At 60.7% G+C, this 26,187-nt stretch carries 27 protein-coding genes and 2 riboswitches; of the genes, 16 read left to right on the top strand and 11 right to left on the bottom strand.

Features of this window, described 5'->3' with window-relative positions:
• Positions 1 to 13 precede the first annotated feature (13 nt).
• Positions 14 to 772 (top strand): SURF1 family protein, encoded by a 759-nt coding sequence (locus ACO08A_RS04005; RefSeq protein ID WP_422039936.1) that lies wholly within the window; start codon positions 14 to 16, stop codon positions 770 to 772.
• On the opposite strand, the gene ACO08A_RS04000 is transcribed toward ACO08A_RS04005, so the two are convergent.
• Together ACO08A_RS04000 and ACO08A_RS03995 are read right to left on the bottom strand one after the other, a co-directional pair.
• On the bottom strand, positions 769 to 1,257 hold the full coding sequence (locus ACO08A_RS04000) for a peroxiredoxin (protein WP_421981645.1): 489 nt from the start codon (positions 1,255 to 1,257) through the stop codon (positions 769 to 771). The two genes, ACO08A_RS04005 and ACO08A_RS04000, sit on opposite strands and share 4 nt — an antisense overlap.
• Positions 1,258 to 1,381: 124 nt before the next feature.
• On the bottom strand, positions 1,382 to 2,200 hold the full coding sequence (locus ACO08A_RS03995; protein WP_422039935.1) for a protein-disulfide reductase DsbD domain-containing protein: 819 nt from the start codon (positions 2,198 to 2,200) through the stop codon (positions 1,382 to 1,384).
• Positions 2,201 to 2,394: 194 nt separating this feature from the next.
• Between ACO08A_RS03995 and ACO08A_RS03990 the strand changes: the two genes are divergently transcribed.
• The 5 genes from ACO08A_RS03990 to ACO08A_RS03970 all read left to right on the top strand — a co-directional run bounded on the left by ACO08A_RS03990 (position 2,395) and on the right by ACO08A_RS03970 (position 9,492).
• On the top strand, positions 2,395 to 2,991 hold the full coding sequence (locus ACO08A_RS03990) for a YqgE/AlgH family protein (protein ID WP_422039934.1): 597 nt from the start codon (positions 2,395 to 2,397) through the stop codon (positions 2,989 to 2,991).
• Positions 2,992 to 3,195: 204 nt separating this feature from the next.
• Positions 3,196 to 4,602: a threonine synthase gene (gene thrC / locus ACO08A_RS03985; RefSeq protein ID WP_422039933.1), complete on the top strand. Its 1,407-nt coding sequence runs from the start codon at positions 3,196 to 3,198 to the stop codon at positions 4,600 to 4,602.
• A gap of 4 nt (positions 4,603 to 4,606) precedes the next feature.
• The gene (locus ACO08A_RS03980; RefSeq protein WP_422039932.1) at positions 4,607 to 5,896 is read left to right on the top strand and encodes a M16 family metallopeptidase; all 1,290 of its coding nucleotides are present in this window, start codon (positions 4,607 to 4,609) and stop codon (positions 5,894 to 5,896) included.
• A 16-nt stretch (positions 5,897 to 5,912) separates the two neighbouring features.
• Complete coding sequence (locus ACO08A_RS03975) at positions 5,913 to 6,551, top strand: GNAT family N-acetyltransferase (RefSeq protein WP_422039931.1); 639 nt, start codon at positions 5,913 to 5,915, stop codon at positions 6,549 to 6,551.
• 55 nt (positions 6,552 to 6,606) lie between these two features.
• Positions 6,607 to 9,492, top strand: coding sequence for an EAL domain-containing protein (locus ACO08A_RS03970; protein WP_421984429.1), 2,886 nt, complete (start codon positions 6,607 to 6,609; stop codon positions 9,490 to 9,492).
• A gap of 116 nt (positions 9,493 to 9,608) precedes the next feature.
• Here ACO08A_RS03970 and ACO08A_RS03965 read toward each other — a convergent pair whose 3' ends face one another.
• The 4 genes from ACO08A_RS03965 to ispH all read right to left on the bottom strand — a co-directional run bounded on the left by ACO08A_RS03965 (position 9,609) and on the right by ispH (position 12,981).
• Positions 9,609 to 10,478, bottom strand: coding sequence for a diacylglycerol/lipid kinase family protein (locus tag ACO08A_RS03965; protein WP_422039930.1), 870 nt, complete (start codon positions 10,476 to 10,478; stop codon positions 9,609 to 9,611).
• A gap of 85 nt (positions 10,479 to 10,563) precedes the next feature.
• Complete coding sequence (rnhA, locus tag ACO08A_RS03960; protein ID WP_319386069.1) at positions 10,564 to 11,016, bottom strand: ribonuclease HI; 453 nt, start codon at positions 11,014 to 11,016, stop codon at positions 10,564 to 10,566.
• Positions 11,013 to 11,978 (bottom strand): homoserine kinase, encoded by a 966-nt coding sequence (gene thrB, locus ACO08A_RS03955; RefSeq protein ID WP_422039929.1) that lies wholly within the window; start codon positions 11,976 to 11,978, stop codon positions 11,013 to 11,015. Before thrB ends, rnhA begins: the two co-directional genes overlap by 4 nt.
• Before the next feature lie 4 nt (positions 11,979 to 11,982).
• On the bottom strand, positions 11,983 to 12,981 hold the full coding sequence (gene ispH / locus ACO08A_RS03950; protein WP_422039928.1) for a 4-hydroxy-3-methylbut-2-enyl diphosphate reductase: 999 nt from the start codon (positions 12,979 to 12,981) through the stop codon (positions 11,983 to 11,985).
• Positions 12,982 to 13,175: 194 nt separating this feature from the next.
• Here ispH and ACO08A_RS03945 point away from each other — a divergent pair, with 194 nt between their 5' ends.
• The 8 genes from ACO08A_RS03945 (at position 13,176) to tyrS (ending at position 21,177) form a co-directional block, all read left to right on the top strand.
• Positions 13,176 to 13,760, top strand: a complete 585-nt coding sequence (locus ACO08A_RS03945) for a hypothetical protein (RefSeq protein ID WP_422039927.1) — start codon at positions 13,176 to 13,178, stop codon at positions 13,758 to 13,760.
• 375 nt (positions 13,761 to 14,135) lie between these two features.
• Positions 14,136 to 14,227: riboswitch (glycine riboswitch) on the top strand.
• Positions 14,228 to 14,347: riboswitch (glycine riboswitch) on the top strand. It abuts the riboswitch before it with no gap.
• 70 nt (positions 14,348 to 14,417) lie between these two features.
• Positions 14,418 to 14,789 carry a glycine cleavage system protein GcvH gene (gene gcvH / locus ACO08A_RS03940; protein WP_422039926.1) on the top strand — a complete coding sequence of 124 codons (372 nt, stop codon included), beginning with the start codon at positions 14,418 to 14,420 and terminating at the stop codon, positions 14,787 to 14,789.
• A gap of 3 nt (positions 14,790 to 14,792) precedes the next feature.
• On the top strand, positions 14,793 to 15,278 hold the full coding sequence (locus tag ACO08A_RS03935; protein ID WP_422039925.1) for an OsmC family protein: 486 nt from the start codon (positions 14,793 to 14,795) through the stop codon (positions 15,276 to 15,278).
• 166 nt (positions 15,279 to 15,444) lie between these two features.
• On the top strand, positions 15,445 to 15,909 hold the full coding sequence (locus ACO08A_RS03930) for a MarR family winged helix-turn-helix transcriptional regulator (protein ID WP_422039924.1): 465 nt from the start codon (positions 15,445 to 15,447) through the stop codon (positions 15,907 to 15,909).
• Positions 15,910 to 15,933: 24 nt separating this feature from the next.
• Entirely contained in the window at positions 15,934 to 16,587 is a 654-nt protein-coding gene (locus tag ACO08A_RS03925; RefSeq protein ID WP_422039923.1) for a cysteine hydrolase family protein, read from the top strand.
• Between the two features lie 99 nt (positions 16,588 to 16,686).
• Positions 16,687 to 18,738 (top strand): vWA domain-containing protein, encoded by a 2,052-nt coding sequence (locus ACO08A_RS03920; RefSeq protein WP_422039922.1) that lies wholly within the window; start codon positions 16,687 to 16,689, stop codon positions 18,736 to 18,738.
• Positions 18,739 to 18,830: 92 nt separating this feature from the next.
• A complete protein-coding gene (locus tag ACO08A_RS03915) occupies positions 18,831 to 19,493 on the top strand; it encodes a hemerythrin domain-containing protein (RefSeq protein WP_422039921.1) in 663 nt (220 codons plus the stop codon).
• Positions 19,494 to 19,899: 406 nt separating this feature from the next.
• The gene (gene tyrS / locus ACO08A_RS03910; protein ID WP_422039920.1) at positions 19,900 to 21,177 is read left to right on the top strand and encodes a tyrosine--tRNA ligase; all 1,278 of its coding nucleotides are present in this window, start codon (positions 19,900 to 19,902) and stop codon (positions 21,175 to 21,177) included.
• 445 nt (positions 21,178 to 21,622) lie between these two features.
• On the opposite strand, the gene ACO08A_RS03905 is transcribed toward tyrS, so the two are convergent.
• From ACO08A_RS03905 to ACO08A_RS03890, 4 genes are all read right to left on the bottom strand, one after another.
• Positions 21,623 to 22,234 (bottom strand): DUF4166 domain-containing protein, encoded by a 612-nt coding sequence (locus ACO08A_RS03905; RefSeq protein ID WP_422039919.1) that lies wholly within the window; start codon positions 22,232 to 22,234, stop codon positions 21,623 to 21,625.
• A 102-nt stretch (positions 22,235 to 22,336) separates the two neighbouring features.
• Positions 22,337 to 22,552, bottom strand: coding sequence for a tautomerase family protein (locus ACO08A_RS03900; protein WP_422039918.1), 216 nt, complete (start codon positions 22,550 to 22,552; stop codon positions 22,337 to 22,339).
• 2 nt (positions 22,553 to 22,554) lie between these two features.
• Positions 22,555 to 22,941, bottom strand: coding sequence for a nuclear transport factor 2 family protein (locus tag ACO08A_RS03895; protein ID WP_422039917.1), 387 nt, complete (start codon positions 22,939 to 22,941; stop codon positions 22,555 to 22,557).
• On the bottom strand, positions 22,938 to 23,552 hold the full coding sequence (locus ACO08A_RS03890; RefSeq protein ID WP_422039916.1) for a glutathione binding-like protein: 615 nt from the start codon (positions 23,550 to 23,552) through the stop codon (positions 22,938 to 22,940). Before ACO08A_RS03890 ends, ACO08A_RS03895 begins: the two co-directional genes overlap by 4 nt.
• A 134-nt stretch (positions 23,553 to 23,686) precedes the next feature.
• On the opposite strand from ACO08A_RS03890, the gene ACO08A_RS03885 reads away from it, so the two are divergent.
• Entirely contained in the window at positions 23,687 to 24,061 is a 375-nt protein-coding gene (locus tag ACO08A_RS03885; protein WP_422039915.1) for a winged helix-turn-helix transcriptional regulator, read from the top strand.
• Between the two features lie 28 nt (positions 24,062 to 24,089).
• Positions 24,090 to 24,803 (top strand): alpha/beta fold hydrolase, encoded by a 714-nt coding sequence (locus ACO08A_RS03880; RefSeq protein ID WP_422039914.1) that lies wholly within the window; start codon positions 24,090 to 24,092, stop codon positions 24,801 to 24,803.
• Positions 24,804 to 24,916: 113 nt separating this feature from the next.
• On the opposite strand, the gene ACO08A_RS03875 is transcribed toward ACO08A_RS03880, so the two are convergent.
• Entirely contained in the window at positions 24,917 to 26,056 is a 1,140-nt protein-coding gene (locus ACO08A_RS03875; RefSeq protein ID WP_422039913.1) for a site-specific DNA-methyltransferase, read from the bottom strand.
• Positions 26,057 to 26,187 lie beyond the last annotated feature (131 nt).

The following is a 26,187-nucleotide window of genomic DNA, read 5'->3' as shown; positions in this document are numbered from 1 at the left end:
ACACGACCTGCCCATGGGTGGATTTAAGAGACTCCTCATACCGGCAATCGCGGCGGCCATCGGACTGGCGATCCTTCTGAATCTCGGTTTCTGGCAGCTCAATCGCCTGGAATGGAAAACCGACCTGATCGCGCAGGTCGAGGACGGCATTGGAAAACCGCCGGTCGCCGCCCCGGGACCGGCCGCCTGGGACGCGATCGGCGAAGGCGACGACTATCTTCATGTCGTCCTGAAAGGGGCGTTCCTGGATGGAAACACCTTCTACTACACGGCGCTGTCGGACCCGGCTGGGCCTGTCGGCGGCCCCGGGGTGATGGTCTACGCTCCGTTCAGAACCAACGACGGCTGGACGGTCTTTGTCAATCGCGGGTTCCTGCCGCAGGACCTTGCCGGCGAGCCGCGGCAGCAAGCGCTCGGTGTGCCAAAGGGCAACGTTGAGGTCACGGGACTGCTGCGGTTGAGCGAAAAGCCGAACTGGACGACACCCGAGCCGAATGCAACTGACCGGCTATGGTTCGCGCGTGATACCGGTGCAATGGGTGACGTTCTCGGTCTGGACCCCGGCAGCCTTGCCCCATACAGCGTTGATCTGAATGCGGACGCGACACCGGCATCGGGCTTGCCGCAGGCCGGCGAAACCCTGGTGCGCTTCAAGAATGACCATCTCGGATACGCACTGACCTGGTTCGGCCTCGCGGCGACGCTTGTGGGCGTGTTTCTCGCCTACGCGGCCAGCGTTCTGTGGCCGCGCAAGCAGGATCAAGGGGCTTAGCCGAGCGCTTCGAGAATGGCGGCCGCGCCGGTTTTCGTGGCTTCGCCGGGTGCATCTTCGACGGCCAGGAATGTCACTTCGCCGTCCTTTGCGATCAGCGCAAAACGCTGTGAGCGCAGGTGACCGAAGATGGGTGCCGGTCCGAGACCAAGACCGATCGCTTCGACGAATTCCGCGCCCGTGTCGGCCAGGAAGGTGATTTTCCCACCCGTGTTCGACGCCTTTTCCCAGGCATCCATGACAAAGACATCGTTTACCGACAGGACCGCGATCGTATCGACGCCCTTGTTCTTCAAGGTTTCCGCGTGTTCGACAAAACCCGGCAGGTGGTTCATGTGACATGTCGGCGTGAAAGCACCCGGAACGCCGAACAGGACGAGGGTCTTGCCGCCCGATAGGTCAGCAATTGACATCTCGCCGGGTCCATCGCTGCCCATGATCTTGAATGTCGCGTCCGGAAGACGGTCCCCAACCTTGATTGTCATCTTGATTATCCCTTTGCTGGATGGCTGAACGAAGAAATCGTCAGACGCAGACATAGGGCGTTGTCCGTCAAACGTCGAGGGGTGTGTTGTGTGGCGGCATCGAAAACGGACCCTTCGGGCCGCGTTATTTCAGCCATTCGGGCCGGACGCGCTCCAACAGTTCGATACCCGATCCGTTCGCCGTCAGAACGAACCTGAGCTGATCGTCGTCGGGGCTTGTGGCCAGGCCCTTGGTCGAAAGACGCCAGACGGCAATGCCGTCGGAATGGGAAACGAGCTTCGGCAGTCCGATGAACGAGCCTTCGGGGCCCGCTGCAAACAGATCGGGCTCCTGGTTTTCAGCAACCTCCGTCTCGACCATGAGATAGCCGGCATCGTCGAAGGACACGGACCGGAACTCAAGACCATCGGCAGGTCCCGGGCCGGGGACCGCCGCAAGGTCTCGCTGAATGAGCCTTCCGGCCAGTTTGTCATTACTGTCTTCGGGACCAAAATCCAGCGCCAATGACGCATCGCCGGGCACACAGATATCCTTGCAGATGCCGAAGAAGACCTCGATCTCGAGCCGGGCAGGGGCTGCGGCGCTTTCGGGCGTAATGACGAAGGGCAGAACGATGCCGTCGTGATAGACGATCGATTCCGAAAAGCCGTCGTCGTAGCGCTCGGGTACCGGATAGAGAATGTCGAACTCCGCGACATTATCGGACTTCGTGACGGTAATCTGCGGCGGGATTCCGGCTTCTCCCGCATAGCGCCAGTAGGTATGCCATCCAGGTTCCATCAGAAACTCCAGGCCCGCCTGGTAGCGCCCGTCCTGCAACGGGCCTGAAGAGATCAGGCGCACGGCTCCTCCGTGCACTTCAACCCAGTCCGTCATGGCGGCGCGGGCAGGGGCAAGTGTGCAGAGCAATGCAGCAAGAAACGTGAGGACGGTTTTGATCATGGGCCTGTGCTACACCACTTTGCGTATCGCGTCATCGGCTGCCCCGAGCACGCACGGTCATAACCTCGTGACGTTGATGTTACGCTGGAGTGACACCGGGGGTATCGCAGGTAGAAACAGTCATTAACAAAGCCGCTCAAACCCGCTATGCTCAATGCATATCGACGAATGTCACAGAGCGTGTCGAGGTGTAGATGGCCGAAGCAGACGAAACGGACTCCCTTGAAGGACAGTTTCTGATTGCAATGCCGAGCATGGCGGACAGCCGGTTCGAACATTCGGTGATCTATCTGTGTTCTCATTCCGAGCAGGGCGCCATGGGCCTGGTCGTCAATCAGATTGCTAGGCATCTCTCTCTCGAGGAACTTTTGATCCAGCTTGATATCGTCAATGACGAGAGTTCCATTCGCCTGCCGGACAGCGTCCGTGACATGAATGTGCACAAGGGAGGCCCCGTGGAGGTGGAACGGGGCTTTGTCCTGCACAGCGATGACTTCATGCTCAACCAGTCGACACTGACGATCGACAACGGCATCTGCCTGACGGCAACGCTGGAAATCCTGCGGGCGCTCGCGCAGGGAGACGGGCCGGAACAGGCCATCCTGGCGCTCGGCTACGCCGGCTGGGCACCTGGCCAGCTGGAGAATGAAATCCAGGCGAACGGCTGGCTGACTGCGCCCGCCGATCCCGAGATTCTGTTCGACACGGATTTTGACGCCAAGTGGCATCGGGCACTCGGATCCATGGGGGTGGATCCGGCGATGCTCTACACCGATGCCGGGCACGCCTGATCCGGATGCCCGTCGCAACCTTCCGGGACTGTCCGCAGACGGTCATTGAATTCGCCAAAACCGACTTGCACTTGAATGTTATGGCGCGTAAGTCGCTTGAATGGCATGTTGTTCGGCGAATTTCGGGCTACGCGCATGCCCGGTGGCGGGACGCCCGGAATGCATTGAAGGCCCGCCGGACAAGCGGAAGAGGGAAGTGACAGGGTGAAATACAGCAGTACGCGCGGCGAAGCGCCGGTCTTGGAATTTTCCGATGTCCTGCTGCAGGGACTTGCCCGCGATGGCGGTCTGTATCTCCCTGAAACCTGGCCGCAGTTCGATGCCGACACGATCGCTTCCTTTGCAGGCAGACCCTATCAGGACGTCGCACTCCAGATCATTCGGCCCTTTGTCGGCGATGCGATACCGCACGACGATCTGAAGCAGATGATCGACGAGGCGTATGCCGGGTTCAGACACCCCGCTGTGACGCCTCTCGTTCAGACTGCGCCGAACACGTTCGTGCTGGAACTTTTTCACGGACCGACACTGGCGTTCAAGGACGTGGCCATGCAGCTCCTGGGCCGCATGATGGACTACGTGCTGACGCAGAAGGGGCTGCGTGCGACCATCGTCGGCGCCACGTCGGGCGATACGGGCGGCGCGGCCATCGAAGCCTTTCGGGGGCGTGACCGGACCGACATCTTCATCCTGTTTCCGGATGGCCGCGTTTCCAGCGTACAGCGCCGTCAGATGACCACCCCGTCCGAGCACAACGTGCACGCGCTTGCGCTGACCGGTAACTTCGACGATTGCCAGGCGATCGTGAAGGGCATGTTCAACCACTTCTCGTTCAGGGACCGGGTTGCGCTTTCGGGCGTCAATTCCATCAACTGGGCACGCATCCTGGCGCAGATCGTCTATTACTTCGTCGCTGGCGCGGCATTGGGAGCGCCGTCTCGCAAGGTCTCCTTCACGGTGCCCACGGGCAATTTCGGCGATATTTTCGCTGGCTATGCAGCCATGAAGATGGGTCTGCCGGTGGAGAAGCTGATTGTCGCCACCAACATGAATGACATCCTGGCGCGCACGCTCGAAACCGGACGTTACGAAAAGCGGGGCGTCACGCCGACGATCTCGCCGTCGATGGATATCCAGGTCTCGTCCAATTTCGAGCGACTCCTGGCCGAGGTGAGCGACCGCGACGGCGCGGCTGTCCGCCAGATGATGAACCAGCTGTCCCAATCGGGCAGTTTTTCCATTCCGGAAGGCCCGCTTTCTGAGATCCGGGCGCATTTCGGCGCGGGAAGATGCAGCGAAACACAGACATCCGAAACGATAGCAGAGGTCTGGAAGGAGGCCGGATATCTGCTGGACCCGCATACCGCGATCGGCGTTCACGTGGCGAAAGATCACGACGACGGTTCGGTTCCCATGGTGGTCCTTGGAACTGCGCATCCGGCAAAGTTTCCGGATGCGGTTGAAAAAGCCTCGGGTAATCGTCCAGAATTGCCTGATGACCTGAAGAACATGATGACTGCGGAGGAGCGCCAGCAGGTTTTGGCGGCAGAACAGGACGTGGTGGAGCGATACATCGAAAATCACGCCAGGGCCGTCACCGCCAGGGTGTAGCTATATGAAAGTACAAACAACGGTCCTGGACAACGGGATGACGGTCGTGACCGACCAGATGCCGTATCTGAAGACGGCAGCGCTCGGGGTGTGGGTGCGGACCGGATCCCGCGCGGAAACCGTGCAGCAGAACGGCATCACGCATCTGCTCGAGCACATGGCATTCAAGGGTACCAAGACCAGAACCGCTCGCAGCATCGCGGAGGAGATCGAAGCGGTCGGCGGTGAATTGAATGCGTCAACCAGCATAGAACACACGAATTACTACGCGCGCATCCTGTCCGAAGACACGCCGCTGGCGGTCGATATCCTGTCGGACATCCTGCAGAACTCCACCTTTGATGCCCAGGAACTCGCGCGCGAGCAGCACGTCATCCTGCAGGAGATCGGTGCAGCGAACGATTCGCCGGAAGATCAGGCCTTCGATCTGTTTCAGGGAACGGCCTGGCCGGATCAGGCGATCGGACGCCCCATTCTCGGGACGCCTGAAACGGTGCAGGGCTTCAACAGGGACGCACTGAACGCGTATCTGGCCGATCGTTACAGGGCGCCCGACATGGTCTTGGCCGCTGCCGGTGCGGTTGACCACGACGAACTTGTCGCCCTGGCGCGCGAAAAGTTCAGCGGCTTCAGCAACGCGCCCGCAGCGGGCGACACGACCGCGAAGTATCGCGGTGGCGAGACCCTGCGCAGCAAGGACCTGATGGAAGCTCAGGTACTCATCGGCTTCGAGGGGCTGCCCTACAAGTCCGATGACTATTACACCATCCAGATCCTCGCATCCGTTCTGGGCGGCGGCATGTCATCGCGGCTGTTCCAGGAAATCCGGGAAAAGCACGGGCTGTGTTACGCGATCTACAGCTTCCACTGGGCGTTTTCCGATACGGGCCTGTTCGGTCTGCATGCGGCGACCAGCCATGACGACCTTGCCGCTCTCATGCCGATGATCGCCGACGAGCTGGTATCGGCGTCACAGACGATTACCGACGAGGAAGTTGCAAGATCGCGCGCGCAGATACGGGCCGGTCTGATGATGGCCCTGGAGAGTCCTGCGGCACGCGCCGGCCAGATTGCGCGGCAGATCCTGGTGCACGGACGGGTACTTGGTCCGGACGAAATTTCGAGTAAGATCGAGGCTGTCACTGCGGAAGACATGCGCCGGGTTGCGCATGAGACCTTTGTCGGCACGGCACCAACGCTGACTGCGATTGGTCCCGTGGATGGCATCATGACGCTCGATGACCTGACGGGAAGACTGGAGCAGGGCCCGGTTTTACGGGCCGCATCCTTGTAGACACGGAGTTCTGTGCATGGCGTTGCTACGGCCGGGATCTGCACCTGACGCCGAGCTGCTTATCGAAGCGGGGGGCTATTTCATGCGCCCGCCGCTGATGTGCGACTTCAAGGCCTGGTCGGAACTGCGCGAGGACAGCCGCGCGTTCCTCAAGCCGTGGGAACCGCTCTGGCCGTCGGACGACTTGTCGAAGTCCGGTTTCCGGCGGCGGTTGAGGCGCTATTCGAAAGACAGGAAGGAAGGCCGCAGCCTGACATTCCTTCTGTTCCGTTCAAGAAGGCAGGACATCCTCGGCGGGTTGACGCTCAGCAACATTCGGCGCGGTGTCAGTCAGTCCGCAACACTGGGATACTGGATGGGCGAACGCCACGCCGGCAAGGGACACATGTCCGCTGCCGTCGCCATGATTCTGCCGTTTTGCTTCAACGTTCTGAACCTTCATCGCATCGAAGCCGCCTGTATACCGGTCAACACCCCCTCCATACGTCTGCTCGAGAAGGCCGGGTTTCGCCGGGAGGGCTATGCACGCAACTACCTGTTAATTAACGGGACTTGGCAGGATCACCTGCTTTTTGCCTGTCTCGCGGAGGACCATGCCGCGTTATCAGGGAAAATTACGCCGAGTGTAGAGGGTATGTTGAAAGAATTCTTGTGACATGAGCCACAACCCGGTAGTTCTTCGCTCCATGTCGATTTTTTCACCGGATCAGATGCTTGGTTTGATCAGACGTACGTTTTTTGTCTTTTGTATCGTCGTCGCAGCGTTTGCTGGTGCGCCTGCGCTTGCTCTCGAACCGATCCCCGTACCGATCGATGTCGAAGCGCTGGACGTTACGGATTCGATCGAAATGCACCGGGATGCCGGCACCCGCCTGCAGGTCTCGACCGCCCCGGGCGCTGACGGGATCGTGCGTCGGATCGAAGTGCCCTCACGGGACGGCAGCAACACCAACTGGGCCGTGTTCGCTCTTGCAAACACGAGCGATGAACAGATCGACCGCCTGATCGTGGTGCCGAACTACAAGCTCGACGGATCGGATCTTTTCTGGCCGGATCTGGGCTCGTCCCGCATTACCGCCATCACGCCGAGCCAAGGCATCGCGCCGGTCCGGCTCAAGAGCCTTGAGGCGGATGTCTTCCTGGTGACGCTGGATCCCGGTTCGATCGTCACGTTCGTCGCGGAACTGACGACGCCGAACCTGCCCGAAGTCCGGATCTGGGAGCCGGACGTCTACAAGGAAACGATCAACGCCTACACGCTTTACCGGGGCATCATACTCGGCATCTCGGGTCTGCTGGCGCTGTTCCTCACGATCCTGTTCGTGGTGAAGGGGACCGTGATGTTCCCGGCGACGGCCGCTCTGGCCTGGTCCGTTCTGGCTTATCTGTGCATCGATTTCGGTTTCTGGGGGCTGGTCTTCAATCTCGACGGCGGCAGCAGCCAGCTGGCGCGTGCCTGCGCCGAGGTCATGCTCGCGGCCAGCTTGCTGATCTTCCTATATGCCTATCTCAATCTGAATCGCTGGAACATTCACTACTCCCATCTGGCACTGACGACGCTGATCCTGATCCTGGGGCTTCTCGGGGTCGCGGTCTGGGATCCGTCGATCGCCGCCGGCATTGCCCGCCTTTCGCTCGCCGTGATCGGCGCCCTTGGCTTCATCACGATCGCGGTCCTGGCCTTTCAGCACTATGACCGCGCCATCCTGCTGATTCCGACATGGTGTCTTCTGATCGCGTGGCTGGTCGGCTCCGGCATGACCGTGACCGGTTACCTTTCCAACGACATCGTCCAGCCTGCCCTTGGCGGCGGCCTCGTGCTGATCGTTCTCCTGATCGGCTTTACCGTCATGCAGCACGCCTTTGCGGGCGGTGCCATCGCACAGGGCCTCATTTCCGATGTTGAGCGCAAGGCACTTGCCCTTACCGGCGCGGGCGACATCATCTGGGACTGGGATATCGACCGGGATCGGATCTACACCGGAAACGAGGTCGAGGAACTACTCAACCTGAAGCGCGGTGCCCTGGAAGGTCCGGCACGGGACTGGCTGGAAGTGCTGCATCCGCAGGACCGTGACCGTTTTCGCGCGACACTGGATGCAGTTATCGACCAGCGGCGCGGCAAGGTCATGCAGACGTTCCGTCTAAGATCCGAAGACGGCCACTTTCGCTGGTTCCGCCTGAGGGCGCGTCCGATCATCGGCGCTGACGGCGAGGTCATAAGGTGCGTCGGCACGTTGCTCGACGTTACCGAAGAACGCACGGCGGAGGAACGCCTGCTCCACGATGCGGTCCATGACAATCTCACCGGCCTGCCCAACCGCGAGCTGTTCGTCGACCGGTTGCGCACGAGCGTTGTCCGTTCGAAGGCGGAGGAAACCTCCAAACCGACACTTCTGGTCCTCAATCTGGATCGCTTCAAACAGGTCAACGACAGCATCGGCCTGTCGGCCGGTGACAGCATATTGTTGACCGTTGCACGCCGGCTGGGACGCCTGATCGGCCAGCAGGACACGCTCGGACGCCTGTCTGGCGACCAGTACGGGCTGGTCCTGTTGTCGGAGCAGGAACCGGACAGGATCGTGGCGCTCGCCGATGCGTTGCGAAAGGCGGTGCGTGCGCCGATCACGTTCGGCGACCGCGAAATCTTCCTGACCTGCTCGGTCGGCATTGCCTTTTTCGAGGGCGGCAAGCAGGCGGTCGAGGACATGCTGACCAATGCGGAGATCGCGCTCAACCACGCCAAGCGGCTCGGCGGCGACCGGCAGGAAGTGTTCCGCCCGATCCTGAGGCCGCTCGACAAGAACATCGTGGATCTGGAAGCGGATCTGCGGGACGCGATCAAGAAGGAAACGCTCGGGGTCTTTTTCCAGCCCATCGTTCGCCTGGAGGACCAGTCGATCGCCGGCTACGAGGTCCTGGCGCGCTGGAACCATCCCAAGCGCGGCAAGATCGCACCCTCCGAATTCATTCCGATTGCCGAACAGTCCGGTCTGATCAACGAACTGGGGATGTATGTTCTCGACAAAGGCGCGCAGCAGCTGGCGTTCTGGCAGCGCGAATATCCGATGCAGCGGCCGCTGTTCGTGTCCGTCAACCTGTCGTCCAGGCAGCTGCTGAAGCAGGACCTCATCAACGACGTGAAAGCCGTGCTGTCCAGAACTTCGCTTGAACCGGGAACACTGAAGCTGGAGCTGACGGAATCGCTCGTCATGTCCAATCCGGAATACTCGGCCAAGGTGCTGGAACGGCTCCGTGGCCTGGGTGCCGGCCTGTCGCTCGACGACTTCGGAACCGGCCATTCGTCGCTGTCCTACCTGCAGCGTTTCCCGTTCGACACGATCAAGATCGACCAGTCCTTCGTGAAGCCGAACAACACCTCCGCAAGGTCGGTGCTCCTGCGCACCATCGTCGCCATGGGGCACGATCTGGGCATGTCGGTGGTTGCCGAAGGGGCGGAGAGCGAAGGCGATGCGCTCGAGCTCTATCAGCTCGGCTGCGAATATGCCCAGGGCTTCTTCTTCGGGGAGGCCATGTCCGCCTCCGAAGCGACCAAGATGCTCCGGAAAATGCCGGCCGAAGCCGAAAGCGCCTGATACCAGCCTTCGTAGATAGAAACCCGTTTCATGCCACCGGAGGCCGGGTTCTTTTGCCCCAATGCCGCGTTGCGATTTGCTTGAAGTGCCGGCCCCCTGCCAGCACGAAGACAGTGTCAGGGAACGAGGACGGGCACCGTTTTATCGGTTTTCCGGATATCGACGGGTGTCGCGCCGAAGGGATCGCCGTCGACTTGTGCTGCGACCGGCTGTTCGGCGCTGATCCTGGCGGTCGAAAACGGACGCACGGCCGCGCCCCTTGCCTTGTGGATCCGGCCCATCATCAGCGCAATCCCATATTGAAGGGAGGACCACGGGTCGTCGCGTTCAAGCACGAGCATATGCAGGTCCGGATCGGTCGCGCCGCCCGGGCAAATGACGAAGGGGCCGCCGTAGTGGCGCGCATTGCTGGCAACGGCAAACTTTCCCGAGAGCGTTTCGCCATCAAGCAGAATGTTCAGTTTCGTCGCCTTGCGTTTGAACGCGATCTTGAGCGCCGTGATCACGTAGGCCAGCTTGCCGAGCTTTCTCTTGAGGGCGAGCGGAACCGCGTGAACGACCTCCGCGTCGAATCCGCTGGACGCCATAAGCACGAATGGTCTGCCGTTCGCGAGACCGAAATGGAGCGGCTTTGTCTTCTGCCGCCAGATCATCTCGGCAATCGCGCGCGGGTTTCGCGGCAGGCCGAGTTCCAGGGCCAGGACATTTGCGGTCCCGAACGGGATAACGGCGAGCTGTGGCGGATTGGGATGGTTCTGCAGGCCGGTCAATGCCTCGTTGATCGACCCGTCACCCCCCGCAACAACGAGTGTGCGGACGTTGAAATCGGGGTCGGCGCAGGTCTCGCCGATCTCTCCTGCGTGTTTCGTCAGCCTGATGACTGTCCGAAACCCCAGGTCCTCCAGGCGGTTGCGGACGCTGTCGAGGAAATCGGCGTTGTATCCGCCCGATGTCGGATTCGCCATGATGAGGACAGAACCGGGCATGTCCGGCGCCGATCGGCGCTTGGAAATCGGGGCGGACCACCAGAATACTCTCACGCAATGTCCTCTTTCGACCGGAAAGTGAAAATCAGCCGCCGTTCTTATAGGGGGCCATGCCTCCGCGCGCCAGTTCATCTGCACGTTCGTTGTCGGGATGACCCGCATGACCCTTGACCCAGTGCCAGGTCACGTCATGGCGCTGTTGCGCTTCGTCGAGGGCTTGCCAAAGATCCGCGTTCTTCACCGGCTTGTTGGTGCTCGTGCGCCAGTTCTTGCGCTTCCACCCCTCCAGCCATTCGCGGATACCGCTGCGCACGTAGGTGCTGTCGGTGTAAAGGTCGATGGCGCAGGGCCGCTTGAGCGCGTTCAGGGCTTCGATGGCCGCCGTCAGTTCCATCCGGTTGTTGGTGGTCTCCGGTTCGCCGCCCTTCAGTTCCTTCTCGTGTTCACCGAAGCGCAGGAGCACACCCCAGCCGCCCGGTCCGGGATTGCCCGAACACGCGCCGTCCGTGAAAATCGTCACGCGGTTCTGAGCCGTCATCGTTCCAGTCCGTAGGCCTGTGTTCCTTCGATCGTCTGGTGAAACCGAAGCTTCTTCAGAAACTCAAGCGGATCCTTGGGCGTGACGAGCGCGCCTTCCGGCACACTCAGCCAGTCGAACAGCCGTGTGAGCAGGAACCTCAGTGCAGCCCCCCGGCACAACGTCGGCAGGGACGTGTATTCGTCAGCTTCCAGGGGCCGCACGCTGGTATAGCCCTTCAGAAGCGCCCGCGCCTTGGTCACGTTGAAGGAAAGGTCCTTTTCGAAGCACCAGGCATTCAGGCAGATCGCGATGTCATAGGCCAGCGCGTCATTGCAGGCGAAGTAGAAGTCGATCAGGCCGGAAAGCTCGTCGCCGAGAAAGAACACGTTGTCCGGAAACAGATCCGCATGAATGACACCGTTCGGCAGATTGGCCGGCCAGGCCCGTTCCAGGTAATCCAGTTCGGTTGCGATTTCCGTCCCGAGCCCGGGAAGAACGTCGTCGCTCCGATCGCTGCACTGGTCGAACAGCGGCCGCCAGCCATCGACGTTGAGTGCATTGGTCCGGAACCCCGCGTAGTCGCGTCCGTCCAGATGAAGTTCGGCCATCGCCTTGCCGAGCTCGGCGCAATGTTCGACCCGCGGTCTCTTGACCCACATCCCTTCCAGAAAGGTGACGAGCGCGGCGGGCCGTCCGGCCAGTTCGCCGAGCAGTTTGCCGTCCTTCGAGGGAACGGGCGTCGGACAGGAAAGACCCTTGCTGGCCAGGTGCTGGAGCAGGTTCAGGAAAAACGGCAGATCGTCCGGGTTCACACGCTTTTCGTAGAGTGTGAGGATGTAGGAGGCCTTGTCCGTGTGAACCAGAAAGTTGCTGTTCTCGACGCCTTCGGCAATGCCCTTGAAGGAGAGCAGGCGCCCGACATCGTAGGAGCCGATGAAGGCTTGCAGCTCCTCATCGGTCACTTCGGTATAAACGGCCATCTTGTTATCCGGTCGCTGCCCGGGCGGAGGAGACCACGTCTCTGAGTTCCCGCGGCAGATTGAAGGAAATGGTTTCTTCGGCTGTGCGTACGGTTTCGACGGTGACATCGAACCGCTGCGCAAATGCGCCGATGATCTCCTCGACCAGGGTTTCCGGCGCCGACGCGCCGGCCGTCAGGCCGAGCGAGCCTATGCCGTCGAAATCGGGCCAGTCGATATCGCTTGCGCGCTGGATCAGAACGGCAACCCGGCACCCCGCTCTTTCGGCGACTTCCCGCAGCCGCTGCGAATTCGATGAGTTCGGAGCCCCCACGACCACCATTGCATCGACGCTCGGCGCAACGTGCTTGACGGCTTCCTGGCGGTTCGTGGTCGCGTAGCAGATATCTTCCTTGTGGGGCGCGACGATGTCCGGAAATCGCTCCTTCAGCACCGCAACGATTCCCGCGGTGTCGTCGACGGACAGGGTCGTTTGCGTGATGTAGGCAAGGTGCTTGTCCGATTTCGGCTGGAAGCTGCGCGCATCTTCCTCCGTTTCGATGAGTTCGACCGTGCCTTCGGGCAACTGGCCCATGGTTCCGATGACTTCCGGATGGCCGGCATGCCCGATCAGGAGCACCTCGCGGTCGCGCCGGTCATGGATCTGCGCTTCCTTGTGAACCTTCGAGACCAGTGGACAGGTCGCGTCCAGGAAGAACATGTTGCGGGCCTGCGCATCCTCGGGAACGGACTTCGGAACGCCGTGCGCGGAAAAGATGACCGGCCTTTCGACATCGGCGGCGGGGATCTCGTCCAGCTCTTCAACGAACACGGCGCCTTTCGCCTTCAAGCCGTCGACAACGAACTTGTTATGCACGATTTCGTGACGCACGTAGACCGGACGGCCGTATTTTTCCAGCGCCAGTTCAACGATCTGGATGGCCCGATCGACGCCTGCGCAAAACCCGCGCGGGGCGCAAAGCCGAATGGAAAGCGGCGGTTTGTTCTGCTCGGGGATGGTCATTTTGCCCTTTCAGCAAATCTGTCTAGCCGCAATAAGGGGTTCAAGCCGTTTCCTGTCAAGTCGGGTGTGCGGAACTGCGCACTATTTCAGCCACATTGTGCTGCTTGAAGCATTCCTCGGAAGTGGCCTCGCCAAGGCGCAGGCTTCCTGCTATGACACTCCGCCATGTTGCTCCTCGATCCGATGGAAAGATGATGATCACTGCGTTTCAGGCCCTTGCGAATGTGAAGCTGAAAACCTGCCTGTCGGCCGGCGTCTGCGCGGCGGTACTCTCCGGCTGCGGCGGTGGCGCCGACAGTGTCGCGGGCAAGATCATCAGCGGCGGCCAGGAACCGATCGAAGTGTCCCCCGCGACCTTTGCGCCTCCGGTGCCGTGTCCGCCGATGGAGCTCAAGTCGAACACGTTCCTGATCCGCAACTATGTGCGCGGAAAACAGGACGAGTCGGAAGGCCTGCTTTACCAGGCGACGGTGGAAGACTGGGCGAACAGCTGCACCCAGGAAGCAGGTGGCGGCCGGCGCATGAAGATCGGTCTGTCAGGCGATGTCACGCCCGGTCCGGCCTGGACGGGCGGCGAGGTGAAACTCCCGCTCCGTGTCGCTGTCGTTCCCGGGGGATCGGGTGCCGAACCTCTGAGTTCCGAAGTGCTCACGGTTCCCGTTACGCTGAACCAGGGGGCGCCGGCCGAAAAGTGGACGCTGATCGAAGACAAGTTCACGATACCGCAGGGCGCGAGCGTCAAGGTCGTGTTCGGCTTTGACGAGGGACGCCGCCGCTAGGGTACGGACTCATAAATGAAGTCAATTTGATTTGGATCGTTTTGACCAGCTGCAAGGAGCGAAAGCGCAGGAAATGTGGTTCATTTTCAAGCCTTTCGCGACGATGCAGGTGGCCGAAACGACCAAATCCGAAGGACGGCAAAATGGCTTCACCTCGCGGCGTCACAGCGCTTGACCGGGCATAAAGCCCGCTCTGCACACGCTTCCTCGCGAGGTTTTGCCATTTCTGCCGCCAAATCGGCTTCATTTATGGGTCCGTATCCTAGGCCAGTTTGCAGGTTTCTTGCAGTTTCTCCCGTATTGACAAGGGCATGCAGCCCTCTCACAATCCGTTTCCACTCAGGGTCGTGCCCTGATGGGCGCGTTTGTGCGCGCGTGTCCCATGCGGGAGAAATCGGGTGGATGTGCCCGGTGCCGAAGGAGCAACCGCCCCGGAAACTCTCAGGCGAAAGGACCGCAAGGGGAAAAACGCTCTGGAAAGCAGTGCTCCGCCATGCCTTTCGCGGACTGCTCACCGACGGAGTAGCTGCCGGGCGCGTTCCGCGTTCTGCGGGAAATCTCTCAGGTTCTCGGACAGAGGGGGTGCTGGACGGCAAGGGTCCCCTGGACCTAAGTCGGGCAGCTGCACCCAGTACACCGCTCACTTAGGATGACGCCATGACGACCTATTTTTCAAAAGACCACGAATGGATTTCCGTTGATGCAGGCGTGGCAACCGTCGGCATCACGACTTACGCGCAGGAGCAGCTCGGGGACGTCGTCTTCGTCGAACTGCCAGAAGTGGGCGCGCAGATCGCGCAGGGCGACGAGGCAGGTGTCGTCGAATCGGTCAAGGCAGCCAGCGAAGTCTACGCACCGATTGACGGTGAGGTCGTCGAGGTCAACGAAGCTCTGGCAGAAGAACCGGGGAAAGTGAACGAGGACCCGGAAGGAGCGGCCTGGTTCCTGAAGATGACCTTCGGCGACGAAAGCCAGCTATCCGAACTGCTCGATTCGGCAGGCTACAAGGCCTTTCTGGAGACCTTGTGAAACATGGCGGGGCATTTCTACAAGGCTCTGGTGGAGTGGGCCTGCGACGGCGATTACGCTGCGAATGCGTATTCGCGTGGTCACATCTGGCGATTTGATGGTGGGCTTGAAGTTCCTGCCAGTGCGTCTCCGACAGTGGTTCCTCTGCCGCATTCGGTGGAAGCCGCCGTCGATCCGGAAGAAGCGTTCGTGGCGGCCATCTCGTCCTGCCACATGCTCTGGTTTCTCGATCTTGCCAGGCGTGCGGATTTCAACGTCGCCAGTTACCGCGACCACGCCGAAGGCGAGATGAGCCGCATCGCGCGTGGCAAGATGGCGATCACCAAGGTCGTGCTGCGGCCCGAGATCACGCTGATCGGCACGCAGAAACCCGATCAGGAGTGGCTGACGGCGATCCACGAAAAGGCGCATGACGTCTGCTTCATCGCCAACTCGGTCAAGTGCGAGATCGTCGTGGAGCCGGAGCCGGTGAACCTGATTGGGCCCTGATTCGAACTTCGCGCGTTTACGCTCCGTCTTGAAACCGCCCCGGCCATCTGCCGGGGCTTTTTCGTTTCAGGACGTGGTGCGCGTCCGGGCAAGGTAAGTGGGGTAACGATTCTATCTTGACAATATTATTGTCATAATGGCAATTTAATTGTCAAAGAGAGGTTCAGTGAAAAAATCCGTCGAACTTTATGAAATCATCCGTTTGATCCGGCCGGTGCATCGCCGCCTGGCGCGGGCCGTGGAGGCCAAGCTGAACGGCACGGGTGTGACCGTCGGCATGCGGGCGGTGATGGAGGTCATCGATGAAGCCGGACCGATCTCGGTCCCCGATACCGCCCGGACACTGTTTCTGGCGCGTCAGCAGATTCAGCTTCTGATGAACGCGCTCGAGGAAGGCGCGTTTGTCGAGCGCAGGCCGAACCCGGCGCACAAACGCTCGCCCCTGTTCGCTCTGAGCGATCGTGGCCGGTCGGTTTTCGGTGAAATCCGGGCAGCGGAAAATGATGAGATCGAGATGATCTGCGAAGCCTTCACCGCCCAGGACCTCCGGTCTTCACAACGGGTGCTCTGCGCGATGCTCGATCACTTCGCGGAATATGAAGACGATCCTGATCGTCCGAGACCTTTTTGAGATTGACCCATCGGGAGTAGAACGATGACAGGACTATGGAGCGTGATCGGATTGTTGGCTGTCGGTCTGGCAGGTCTGGTTCTCTACACCTTTAAAATCATGCGCAAGATCGGCACGCCGACCCACGGCGAGAGGATCGACCCTGGCACGCGCCCCAACGCGGCCCTGGTCGTGATCGATGTGCAGGAGGATTTCACGCGCAGCACCGGGTCAAACGCATTCGAACCTGGTTACCGGGATGCCGCCATTGCGGAGATCAATCAGGCCCTTGTGTCGGCGCGCACTGACGGGACCGAGGTGGTCTTCATAAAGCACGTGTTCCGGGACTGGCTGGCAATCCTTCTCGTGAAGCTGGTAGCAAAAGGCGTGGGAACGCCGGGCAGGCCGGAATTGCGGATCGATCCGGCGCTGGAGAGGCGAGAGGCCCCGGTCTTTGAAAAGTCGGTCGGAGACGCGTTCTCCAGTGCGGCATTCGAGGACTGGCTCGCCGAGAAGAAAGTCGGACGGCTCACGCTCGTCGGACTGGATTCCTGCCACTGCGTGCAGCTGACGGCGAAAGGTGCACTTGCACGCGGGTTTCAGGTCGAGATCAGGGAGCCGGGAACCCTGACGGCAACGCCGCAAAAATGGGGTCCGCTGAAACAGGAACTCTCCGATGCCGGGGCTGTGTTCTGTTAGGGCAATTTGAAATCCGACATTGTGTGATCTAGGCGACGGACAGGACATGTGGCACGGTTACGTTGCGACACGTCGTTGGACACATTTGTCGGGGGAACCATGTTTCGACCGTTTGTTTTTGCAATTACCGCACTTTCCGTTTTTTCTTCAGTCTCTCAGGCCGCCGACAGGGTCGCCATCGTCTTTGACGGTTCAGGCTCCATGTGGGGTCAGATCGAAGGCCGGACCAAGATCGAAATCGCCCGCGATGCGATGTCCGGTGTGCTTGGCAATCTGCCGGGCGATCTGGAACTCGGGCTGTTCGCCTACGGCCATCGGGAAAAGGGCAACTGTTCCGATATCGAGCTGATCGTGCCGCCGGGCGCCGGCACGGCGGCCGCCATCAAGGCGGCAACCGACGGCATCACGCCGCGGGGCAAGACACCCCTTTCTGCCGCCGTCCGGCAAGCTGCCGAAACTCTGCGCTACACCGAGGACAAGGCAACCGTCGTGCTCGTGACCGACGGGATTGAGACCTGCAACGCCGACCCCTGCGCGCTTGGCAATGAACTGGCCAAGCTGGGTGTGAATTTCACCGCCCACGTCATCGGCTTCGGACTGAGCGAAGAAGAAGGGCGCCAGGTGGCGTGCCTCGCTGAAAACACCGGAGGTCTCTACATCCAGGCGGGCAGCACGGAGGAACTGTCCGGCGCCCTCACGGCAACGGTCGAGACGGCCCCGGTGAAGGAGGCAGCGGCCGCGCCGGCGCAAGTGCCCGAGGCCTCGCTCGAAGCGCCGGACAAGGCGGAAATCGGCTCCCGGATCGATGTCGCGTGGCAGGGACCGGGTGGCCGCTATGATCAGGTCGAATTCCATGATCCTGCCGCCCGTGGCGGCGAGGGCAAGCGCCTGCGCTCCAAGTCGGTCGTCAACGGTGACTTCGACAACAAGCAGGTGACCATGACGGTCGTGACCGAACCCGGCACCTATGAGCTCCGGTACTGGGATGGCTCGGGCCGCCAGGTTCTGGCGAGCCGCACCATTGAGGTGACGCCGGCCGAGGTGGCCCTGTTCGCCCCCGACGAGATCGCGATGGCCCGTCCGGTAACCGTGGAATGGATCGGTCCGGGTGGGCGCTACGATGCCGTCGAGCTCTATGACGCCAGCGCCCGTGGCGGCGAAGGCAAGGTTCTGCACAACAAGCGGCTGCGCAACGACGATTTCGACAACAACAAGGTGACGATGCCGACACCCGCAAAACCGGGCACCTACGAGCTTCGCTACTACGCGGGAGAGGACAAGGCGGTGCTGGCCACACGTCCGCTCCAGATCATCGAGGCGGTGGTCCTGCTCGAAACGGGAGAGGCGGCGGAAGCTGGAAAGCCGATCGTGGTCGACTGGGTCGGCCCCGGCGCCCGCTACGATAGCGTCAAGCTGGTTGATCCGGCGAACGGCAAGAAACTGCACGAAAAACGCCTCAGAAATGATGACTTCGAAAATCAGCGGATCACCCTGCCGGGCCCGGTAAAGCCCGGCCCCTATGAACTTCAGTACTACAACGGCGACAACAAGGCGGTTCTGGCGTCGATCCCGATCGAGGTGACCGCGACGGTTGTCGAACTTCAAGCGCCGGACGAAATAGGTCAGGGCCGCCACCTGACGGTGACCTGGACCGGTCCGGGTGCGCGCTATGACAGCGTTCAGTTCTTCGATCCCAGGGCGCGGGCGGGCGATGGCCGCGTTGTCCATCAAAAGCGCCTGCGCAACGACGATTTCGACAACAGCAAGGTCACCCTGCCAAGTGCTGCAAAGCCGGGAAACTATGAGCTTCGCTATTTCAACGGCGACAACAAGACCGTACTGCTGACCCGCCCGATCACCGTCGTACCGCTTGAACTCTCGATCGACGCACCGGAGAGCGTCGAAACGGAAACGAAGTTCTCGGTTTCCTGGAAGGGCCCGGGTGCGCGTTATGACTCCGTGCAGATCTGGGACCCGGCAGGGCGCGGAGGGAATGGACGCGCCGTTTTCGAAAGACGCGTCTGGTCCGGTGACATTGATGCGCAGACCGTCAGCGTGACGGCGCCGAAGGAGGCGGGGAGCTACGAGCTGCGTTACTTCAACGGAGACAACAAGGCCGTGCTTTTCACCCGCCCGCTTTCGGTGCAGTGATCGCGGAATTGTCGCGCCGGCAAGGTTTCCCATGCCGGGGCGGCAGAACCAGTCGACCGGCAATCATGGTTTGAATTGGCTGAACGGAAATGATGTATCACTTGATCCTCGGCAGGCGGCAACCCTGCGAAATGACACACCGGCTGTTGCAGGAGCGCAGACCGAATGTTGGCGGGCCCGACGAATTCCGGCTCGACACCCGCCATGGCCTGCCACGCGAATGGCTTCTCTATGAAGACATTTCGCGCGGCGACTGGCTGACCCACGAGAATTACGGGCCGGTTTCGGAGCTCTGGCTCAATCGCCATGATAGCTTCCGCAGTACTGGCAATACCCTGATTTCGCTGTTGAAACAGTATCGGGAAAATCAGCTCCCGGCCGAGCGCTTTGTCGCCATCCTGGCACCTCAGCTCCAGCATTTCCTGTCGGAACTCCACACGCACAACATGGTGGAGGACCAGCAGTACTTCCCTGCGCTTCTGGAAGCGGAGGCAGACCTGCTGCCGGGCATGGAGCTTCTGGAAAGCGACCACGCTCTCCTGCACCAGAAAATGGAAGCCGTTGTCCGCAGCGCTGCTCAGATGTTCGCCAGCGTCCGGGACGGGACACCCGACGCAATTCGGGCTGCGGTAGACGATTACGAACGGACAAGCGTTGCGTTGCTCATGGGCCTCAAGCAGCATCTCACGGATGAAGAGGATCTGATCATGCCGGTTCTTCTGGGACGCGGCGAAGCGGACGTGGACCTGTCTTGAAAAAATGCAACACTGCGTGCGTCATGCTTCCAGCCGGAAACTAGTGCGGTGAATTTGAAGTTCGCATAATTGTTGCAGCAGTCTGCGAAGCGAACTTCAAATTCGTAAACCGCACTAGAAACACAGACTTGCTAGTCACCTTCTTGAATCTGAAGTTCGTTCGAAGCCCGCTGCAAAATGGGTCGAACTTCAGATTCAGGTGACTAGCGGCTTGACTCTGCACGTGGCATGCCGCATCTACAATTACATGACCAAGATTGCCGCATCTTTCGTGTATTTTTATTACGTCACCGACATACCGGCGGCTGCGTAGGATCTTGCTCACTTTATAGAAACCTCAAAAGCCGCCGCGTCAGGCGGCTTTTTGGTTTCAAGGGCTCCTGGCGGGGAAACCAGGAAGCCGAAAATGACCAAACACATGATCGAAGCCGGAAAACCGGCGACCAAGCTCAGATCGGAAGCGCTCGCCGTGCTGCTGGAACGCGGCCTCGTGCACCAGTGCACGGACGTCGAAGCCCTCGACAAGAGGCTGTCCGAAGGTCCGGTCACCGCCTATGCCGGCTTTGATGCCACCGCCGCAAGTCTTCATGTCGGCCACCTGATGCCGCTGATGACCATGCGCTGGCTGCAGAAACTCGGTCATCGGCCGATCATCGTTCTGGGCGGCGGCACCAGCCAGATCGGCGACCCGAGTTTCCGCAACGATGCCCGGCCGCTCCTGGAACAGCGCCAGATCTCAGCCAACATCGCGACCATCCGCCGGTCGGTGGAGCGGCTTGTCGACATGGACGGTCCGGATGGTGCCCTGCTGGTCGACAACGCGGAGTGGCTGAATGAATTCCGCTTCCTGGAATTTCTCCGCGATTATGGCTCCCAGTTCACCGTCAACCGCATGATGACCTTCGACAGCGTCAAGTCGCGCCTGGAGGCACAGATGCCGCTGACCGTTCTGGAATTCTGCTACATGATGCTTCAGGCCGTCGATTTCCTGGAACTGGCCAGGCGCCATGACTGCGCGCTTCAGGTGGGCGGTTCGGATCAGTGGGGCAACATCGTCAACGGCGTTGAACTCGGCCGCCGCGACGGGCGCAAGCTGCATGGCCTGACGGTCCCGCTGCTGACGACCGCGAGCGGTGCCAAGATGGGCAAGACCGCCGCGGGCGCCGTCTGGCTGCACCCGGAACATCTCTCTCCCTTCGGGTTCTGGCAGTTCTGGCGCAACACGGCCGACGCTGATGTCGGCAAGTGCCTGCGTCTGTTCACGGAGCTGCCGATCAGCGAAGTGGAACGGCTTTCCGCGCTTCAGGGCGCGGAAATGAACGAGGCCAAGCGCGTTCTGGCAACCCAGGTCACGACGATTGTGCACGGCCCCGAGGAGGCCCGCGCGGCCCTGCAGCAGGGCGACGCGCTTTTCGCGGGAGAAGGCGAGCTCCTCGAGCCGACGCACATTTTGCCGCTGTCGCGCCTGGCAGAGGGGCTGGGCCTTCTGGAACTCGTCGTCGCCATCGGCTTTGCCGCCTCGAACGGCGCGGCGCGGCGTCTGGTGGAGGGCGGTGGCGTGCGTCTCAACAGCCGCATCGTCGACGACCCGAGACGCCGCATCGCGACCGGCGACCTGAAGGCGAATGACAGGCTGGCCGTCTCGGTCGGCAAACGCCGCAAGGCGCTGGTCGGGTTCGAGTGAGGGGGGCTCTATCACTTTCTGTCGTCATCCCGGACGGAGCGCAGCGAAGATCCGGGATCGGGGAGGCAAGGACCTGCCGGATCCTGCGGTTATCATTCTGCTTGCCCGGGCTCCCCGGCCCCGGGTCTCACGCCGTTCGCCCGGGGTGACGATGGATGCGTTCTAGGCTTGAACTGAACGTCCGATGAAAATCGGCTGCGAGCAGACCGCCGCACCAGATCGTTTTCCAAGTCATGCCATGGCTTCCATGCCGTTGCGTTTCCGGTTGCACGGCCTTGCCTCGTCGAGAGGCCATGGCATGGATTGCCAGATCAGGTCTGGCAATGACGGCTGACAGGAAGGGGATGAATGCGCGAACCTTGTCCCCGACGACATCCTCATGCTGAGGAGGGCCGAAGGCCCGTCTCGAAGGATGGGCGGACCGGCTTTGAGCGGAGACAGGCAGCTAGGCGGTTTCGCGATCAGATACCAACTCGCAAGGTGCGATTGTTCCCTCATATCCGAACACCTTGCCGACAAGCGGAAAGCTGACTTCAACCGACAGGCTGTAGCGGTCGTTCTCAACGCGCTCGCGGCCTGTTGCCCTTGGTGCGAGTGCTTTGGGAATTTTCAGGGGGCCAAGGAAAACGTGTTCCGGTGTGAGATCGATGCCTGCGGAACTTGGCGTGACGCGCATCTTGAAAAGGAACGGACCAAGCCGTTCCAGCATGCAGGGAAACGCTTCATCCTTGCCCGCGATCATGTCCGTTGCAAACGGCTGACCATCAAACCTGCGGACCCAGCGTTCACCGCCGTCGATTTCTGTAAAAGACGTTTCAATCCGCGCATTCTCCTGCGCTTGCGGAAGGGATGCCAGACGGCAAATCAATCGGGCGACAGGCGACGCACCCCACCAGACATTTGCTGTCCCGTCGGCGCGCCTGGCAAACGTGTGCATGTCGCGGATCTGGGCAGGGACCTGCTGAAACCTTTCACCCAGAATTGTCTGGTAGAGCGCGCGCGGCATGGGTCGGCAGACGATGGTTCGAGAGCTTTGTGGAAGGTGCAGATTGAGCATTCAGTCATCAAATTTGCAACCTTTGATTGGCAAGATGGTTCACAAATCCCTGCCAATTGAACCGCGAAAGCCGGGCAGCGACCCGGCTTTCGATAGACTGTTTTACCTGCCTTTCAGGGAGACCTGTGCCCGGAATTCTTCCACTGGCAAGCCGCCGATCCCCCAGTTCTCCATCTCGACCTCGTCGATCACCACGAAGGTGGTTGACGGGGTCTTTCCCAGGACGTCGACAAGGAGGTCGGTCGCGCCCTTGATAAGCTGCGACTTCTGTTCCTGTGTAACGCCCTCGCGGGTCACCTGAATGTTGACGTAGGGCATGATCAGTTGCCTCCCTCTTTTGCAGGGCTCATCTGGAAAACCTTCGCCATGATCCGCCAGCGGCCGTCCTCGCGGACGAAGGTCAGGAAGTCGACATAGGCGTTGCCCGCCATCGTGCAACGGACACGGGCAAAGGCGGTGTTGTCTCCGGCAAGCTGGATTTCGTCGATGACATCATGGCGCGCTTCGCCGCGCGAAGCCGGTGACACGCGCGCGGCAACCACGGGAACGTAATCTTCCATTGTCCGGTGGAGGAGGGGTGTCTCGTCCGCGGTCGCATAGACCGCCCTTGGATGAAACACTTTCTGCAGAAGTCCGGTGTCGCAGTGATAAAGCGCGTCGAAATAGTCCCTGATGACGGCGTTGAGGTCTGCAAATGCGGTGCTCATGCGGCCAGTCCTTCTTCCTGGAGGGTTTTGCGGGTTGCCGGGCGCGCACCGATCCGCGCGACATAGGCCTTCGTCAGCGGCCAGTCGTCCAGGGAGACGCCGATGAAATTCGTCCAGTTCAGGATGACGAACGCGTAGGCGTCGACGACCGAAAACGCGCTGCCGAGCAGAAAGGGGGAGGTGCCGTCCAGCAGCTCTTCGAACTGATCGAGTTTCGTATCGAGCTTCTTCCGGATCGCCGCCTGTTCGCTGTCGGAGAAGGTTTTGCCCGAGAAGTAGGGACTGAACGCCTTGTGCAGTTCCGACGACAGGAAGCTCAGGAGTTCAAGCTGTCGGTACCGCTGCAGGGGCTGGTTGTCGTTGCCCGCGGCAAAATCGGGAAACTGTTCGCCGATCCAATGCAGGATCGCGACGTTTTCCGTCAGGACTTCACCGTCTTCCAGTTTGAGGGCGGGCACGTAACCGCGCGGATTGGTCGTCAGGAAAGATGCACCGGTCTCGGTTGTTCCCTTGTCCGTATCGACCTTTTCAAGCTGAAAGGCAACGCCTGCCTCGTTCAGCAGGATATGGGCCGCCATGGAACAGGCGCCGGGTTTGTAGAACAGTTTCATGGTTTCGCTCCAAATTGTGTTTTGATGACAGGAAGGTGTTTGCTTAGGTCACTCTTGACAAGTAGGTTTCTGATGGTAACCATCGTTTTCGAGTTACCCTGGAGAAACCTGATTTCGGTGGAGTTACAGGCAAGATGACCCTCAAGATGCGCAAGAACCGGAGCCCGAAACCGCCGGAGCCCTGCCTCCTGACCGAGTGCATGCAGGTGATCGCCGGGGCGTGGGCACCCAATGTCATCTGGAGCCTGAGGGCCGGTCCGCGCCGGTTCAACGAACTCAAGGCGGATATTCCTCCGGTGTCATCAAAGGTCCTGTCGGCGCGTTTGTCGGAGCTGGAAGACCGCGGCGTACTTCTGCGCCACGTGCGCCCGACATCACCCCCGTCTGTCGAATACGAACTGACGGCGCTGGGCGAGGAACTGATCCCGGCCCTTGAAGCGATTGTCGAGGTCGGTCACAAGCTGAAACAGCTGCGTGGTTATGAACCTGCGGCGGAAGCTGCGGAATGATCGATGCGGCGTTGGCGAAAGTAGCCTGATGGATCAGAAAACCTTCGTTCTTGTGCATGGTGTCTGGCATGGCGGCTGGTGCTGGTCCAGGGTCGCGGAGATCCTGCGTAAGCGCGGTCACCGCGTCTCGGCACCGACCCAGACCGGCCTCGGGGAGCGCGCGCATCTGCTCTCACCCGAGATCACCATAAAGACCTTTGTTGAGGACATCGTCCGGCACCTGGAGTTCAACGACCTTAAGAACGTCACCCTTGTCGGGCACAGCTTCGGCGGCATCCCGATCACCGGCGCAGCGGATCTGGTGCCAGACCGGATCGCCAGGCTGATCTATCTCGATGCGATCATGCTGGGAACGGGCGAAACCTGGATGAGCCTTTTGCCGGAAGATATGGCCGAGGACAGGACACGGTTGGCGCAGGAAACCAGTGGCGGGCTTTCATTGCCGCCGGCGCCTGCGGAAAGCTTCGGGGTCGAACGGCCCGAGGACGTTGCCTTCGTCCAGCCGCGCCTGACGCCACATCCCTTCCGGACGTTCACGACGGCGCTCGATCTGAAGAACCCGGTCGGCAACGGCCTTCCCGCCGCCTATATCCGCTGCACCGACCCGCCCTACCGTCCGGCCGGCGTCGCCCTGGACCGGGCTCGAAAACTCGGCTGGCCGGTTGGGGAGATTGCCACCGGACACGACGCGATGGTGACGGAACCGCTGGCACTCGCCGATCTGCTGGAACGGCTGGCGTAGCGGATAGGCTCGGCCGCCGTGGTTATCGGGAAAAAGAAAACCCGCCTCGGGTGAGGAGGCGGGGAGAAGTGGCTTCACGGGGATAGCGAAATCGCTTCTGCTTGTCAGCCTGCTTATACCTGCAGGCGGGATCTGATTTCCTTGCGCAACTCGTCGATCGGTGACTTGGCCGCGCCCTCTTTCGTGTGCCAGAACGTCCAGCCGTTGCAGGCTTCCTGACCTTGCACCAGCGCACCGACCTTGTGGATCGACCCGGTATGGTCACCGGATTTCAGCGACCCGTCGGCACGCACGATGGCAATGTGCTTACCCTTGGAACAGGTGAGCTCGGTGCCCGGGGAAAGCAGTCCGTTTTCCAGGAGGGTGCCGAAGGGAATGCGTTTCTGGGCCCGTTTGCCCTGCTGCATCTCGAGCGCTTCGCCGTCGCTGGTCTCGATGGACGCGATCCGTGCGGTCGCGGCATCGATATAGTCCTGCTCGCGCTCGACACCGACGAAATTGCGGCCCAGTTTCTTGGCGACGGCTCCGGTCGTTCCCGTGCCGAAGAACGGGTCCATCACGACGTCGCCCGGCTTGGACGAAGCGGTGAGCACACGGTAGAGCAGCGCTTCCGGTTTCTGGGTCGGATGCACCTTCTGGCCGTTTCCGTCCTTCAGCCGTTCCGAGCCGGTACAAAGGGGCAGATGCCAGTCGGAGCGCATCTGGAGATCGTCGTTGAACGTCTTCAGGGCATCGTAGTTGAATGTCGGCTTGGCGTCTTTCGACTTTACCGCCCAGATCATGGTCTCGTGGGCATTGGTGAACCGTTTGCCGCGGAAGTTCGGCATCGGGTTCGACTTCAGCCAGACGATGTCATTCATGATCCAGAAGCCGAGATCCTGAAGGATCGCGCCGACGCGGAAGATGTTGTGATAGGAGCCGATCACGTAGAGCGAGCCGTCCGGCTTCATCACCCGGCGCGTTGCCAGGAGCCAGGCCCTGGTGAAGGCATCATAGGCTTCGAAGCTCTCGAACTGGTCCCAGTGGTCGTCGCAGGCATCGACCTTGGACTGGTCCGGCCGGTGAAGGTCACCGCCCAGCTGCAGATTATAGGGGGGATCTGCAAACACCAGGTCCACGGAACGGGACGGCAGGTTCTCAAGGGCGGACACGCAGTCGCCCTTCAGGATCGTGTTCATCCAGGAAGCGGAAGCTTCCGGTTTTTCAGTCGGATGGGGTGCCGCTATGGACACCCCGGTACTCAGTACACTCATTGCGACGCAATACCTCACGCAATTTCGAGTGTCATGGTTACCGGTTTTGGTAAATCAGCGGTTAAGTCGAAAAAAGAAAAATTACCTTTGAATCAAGGCTTTGTTTACAATCGTAAAAGTTAAATGAGAGG

The sequence above is a fragment of the Roseibium sp. genome, from assembly GCF_965232425.1.
Lineage (GTDB): Bacteria > Pseudomonadota > Alphaproteobacteria > Rhizobiales > Stappiaceae > Roseibium.
Note: the sequence above shows the minus strand (reverse complement) of the source record. Positions and strands in the feature narration are given on the sequence as shown.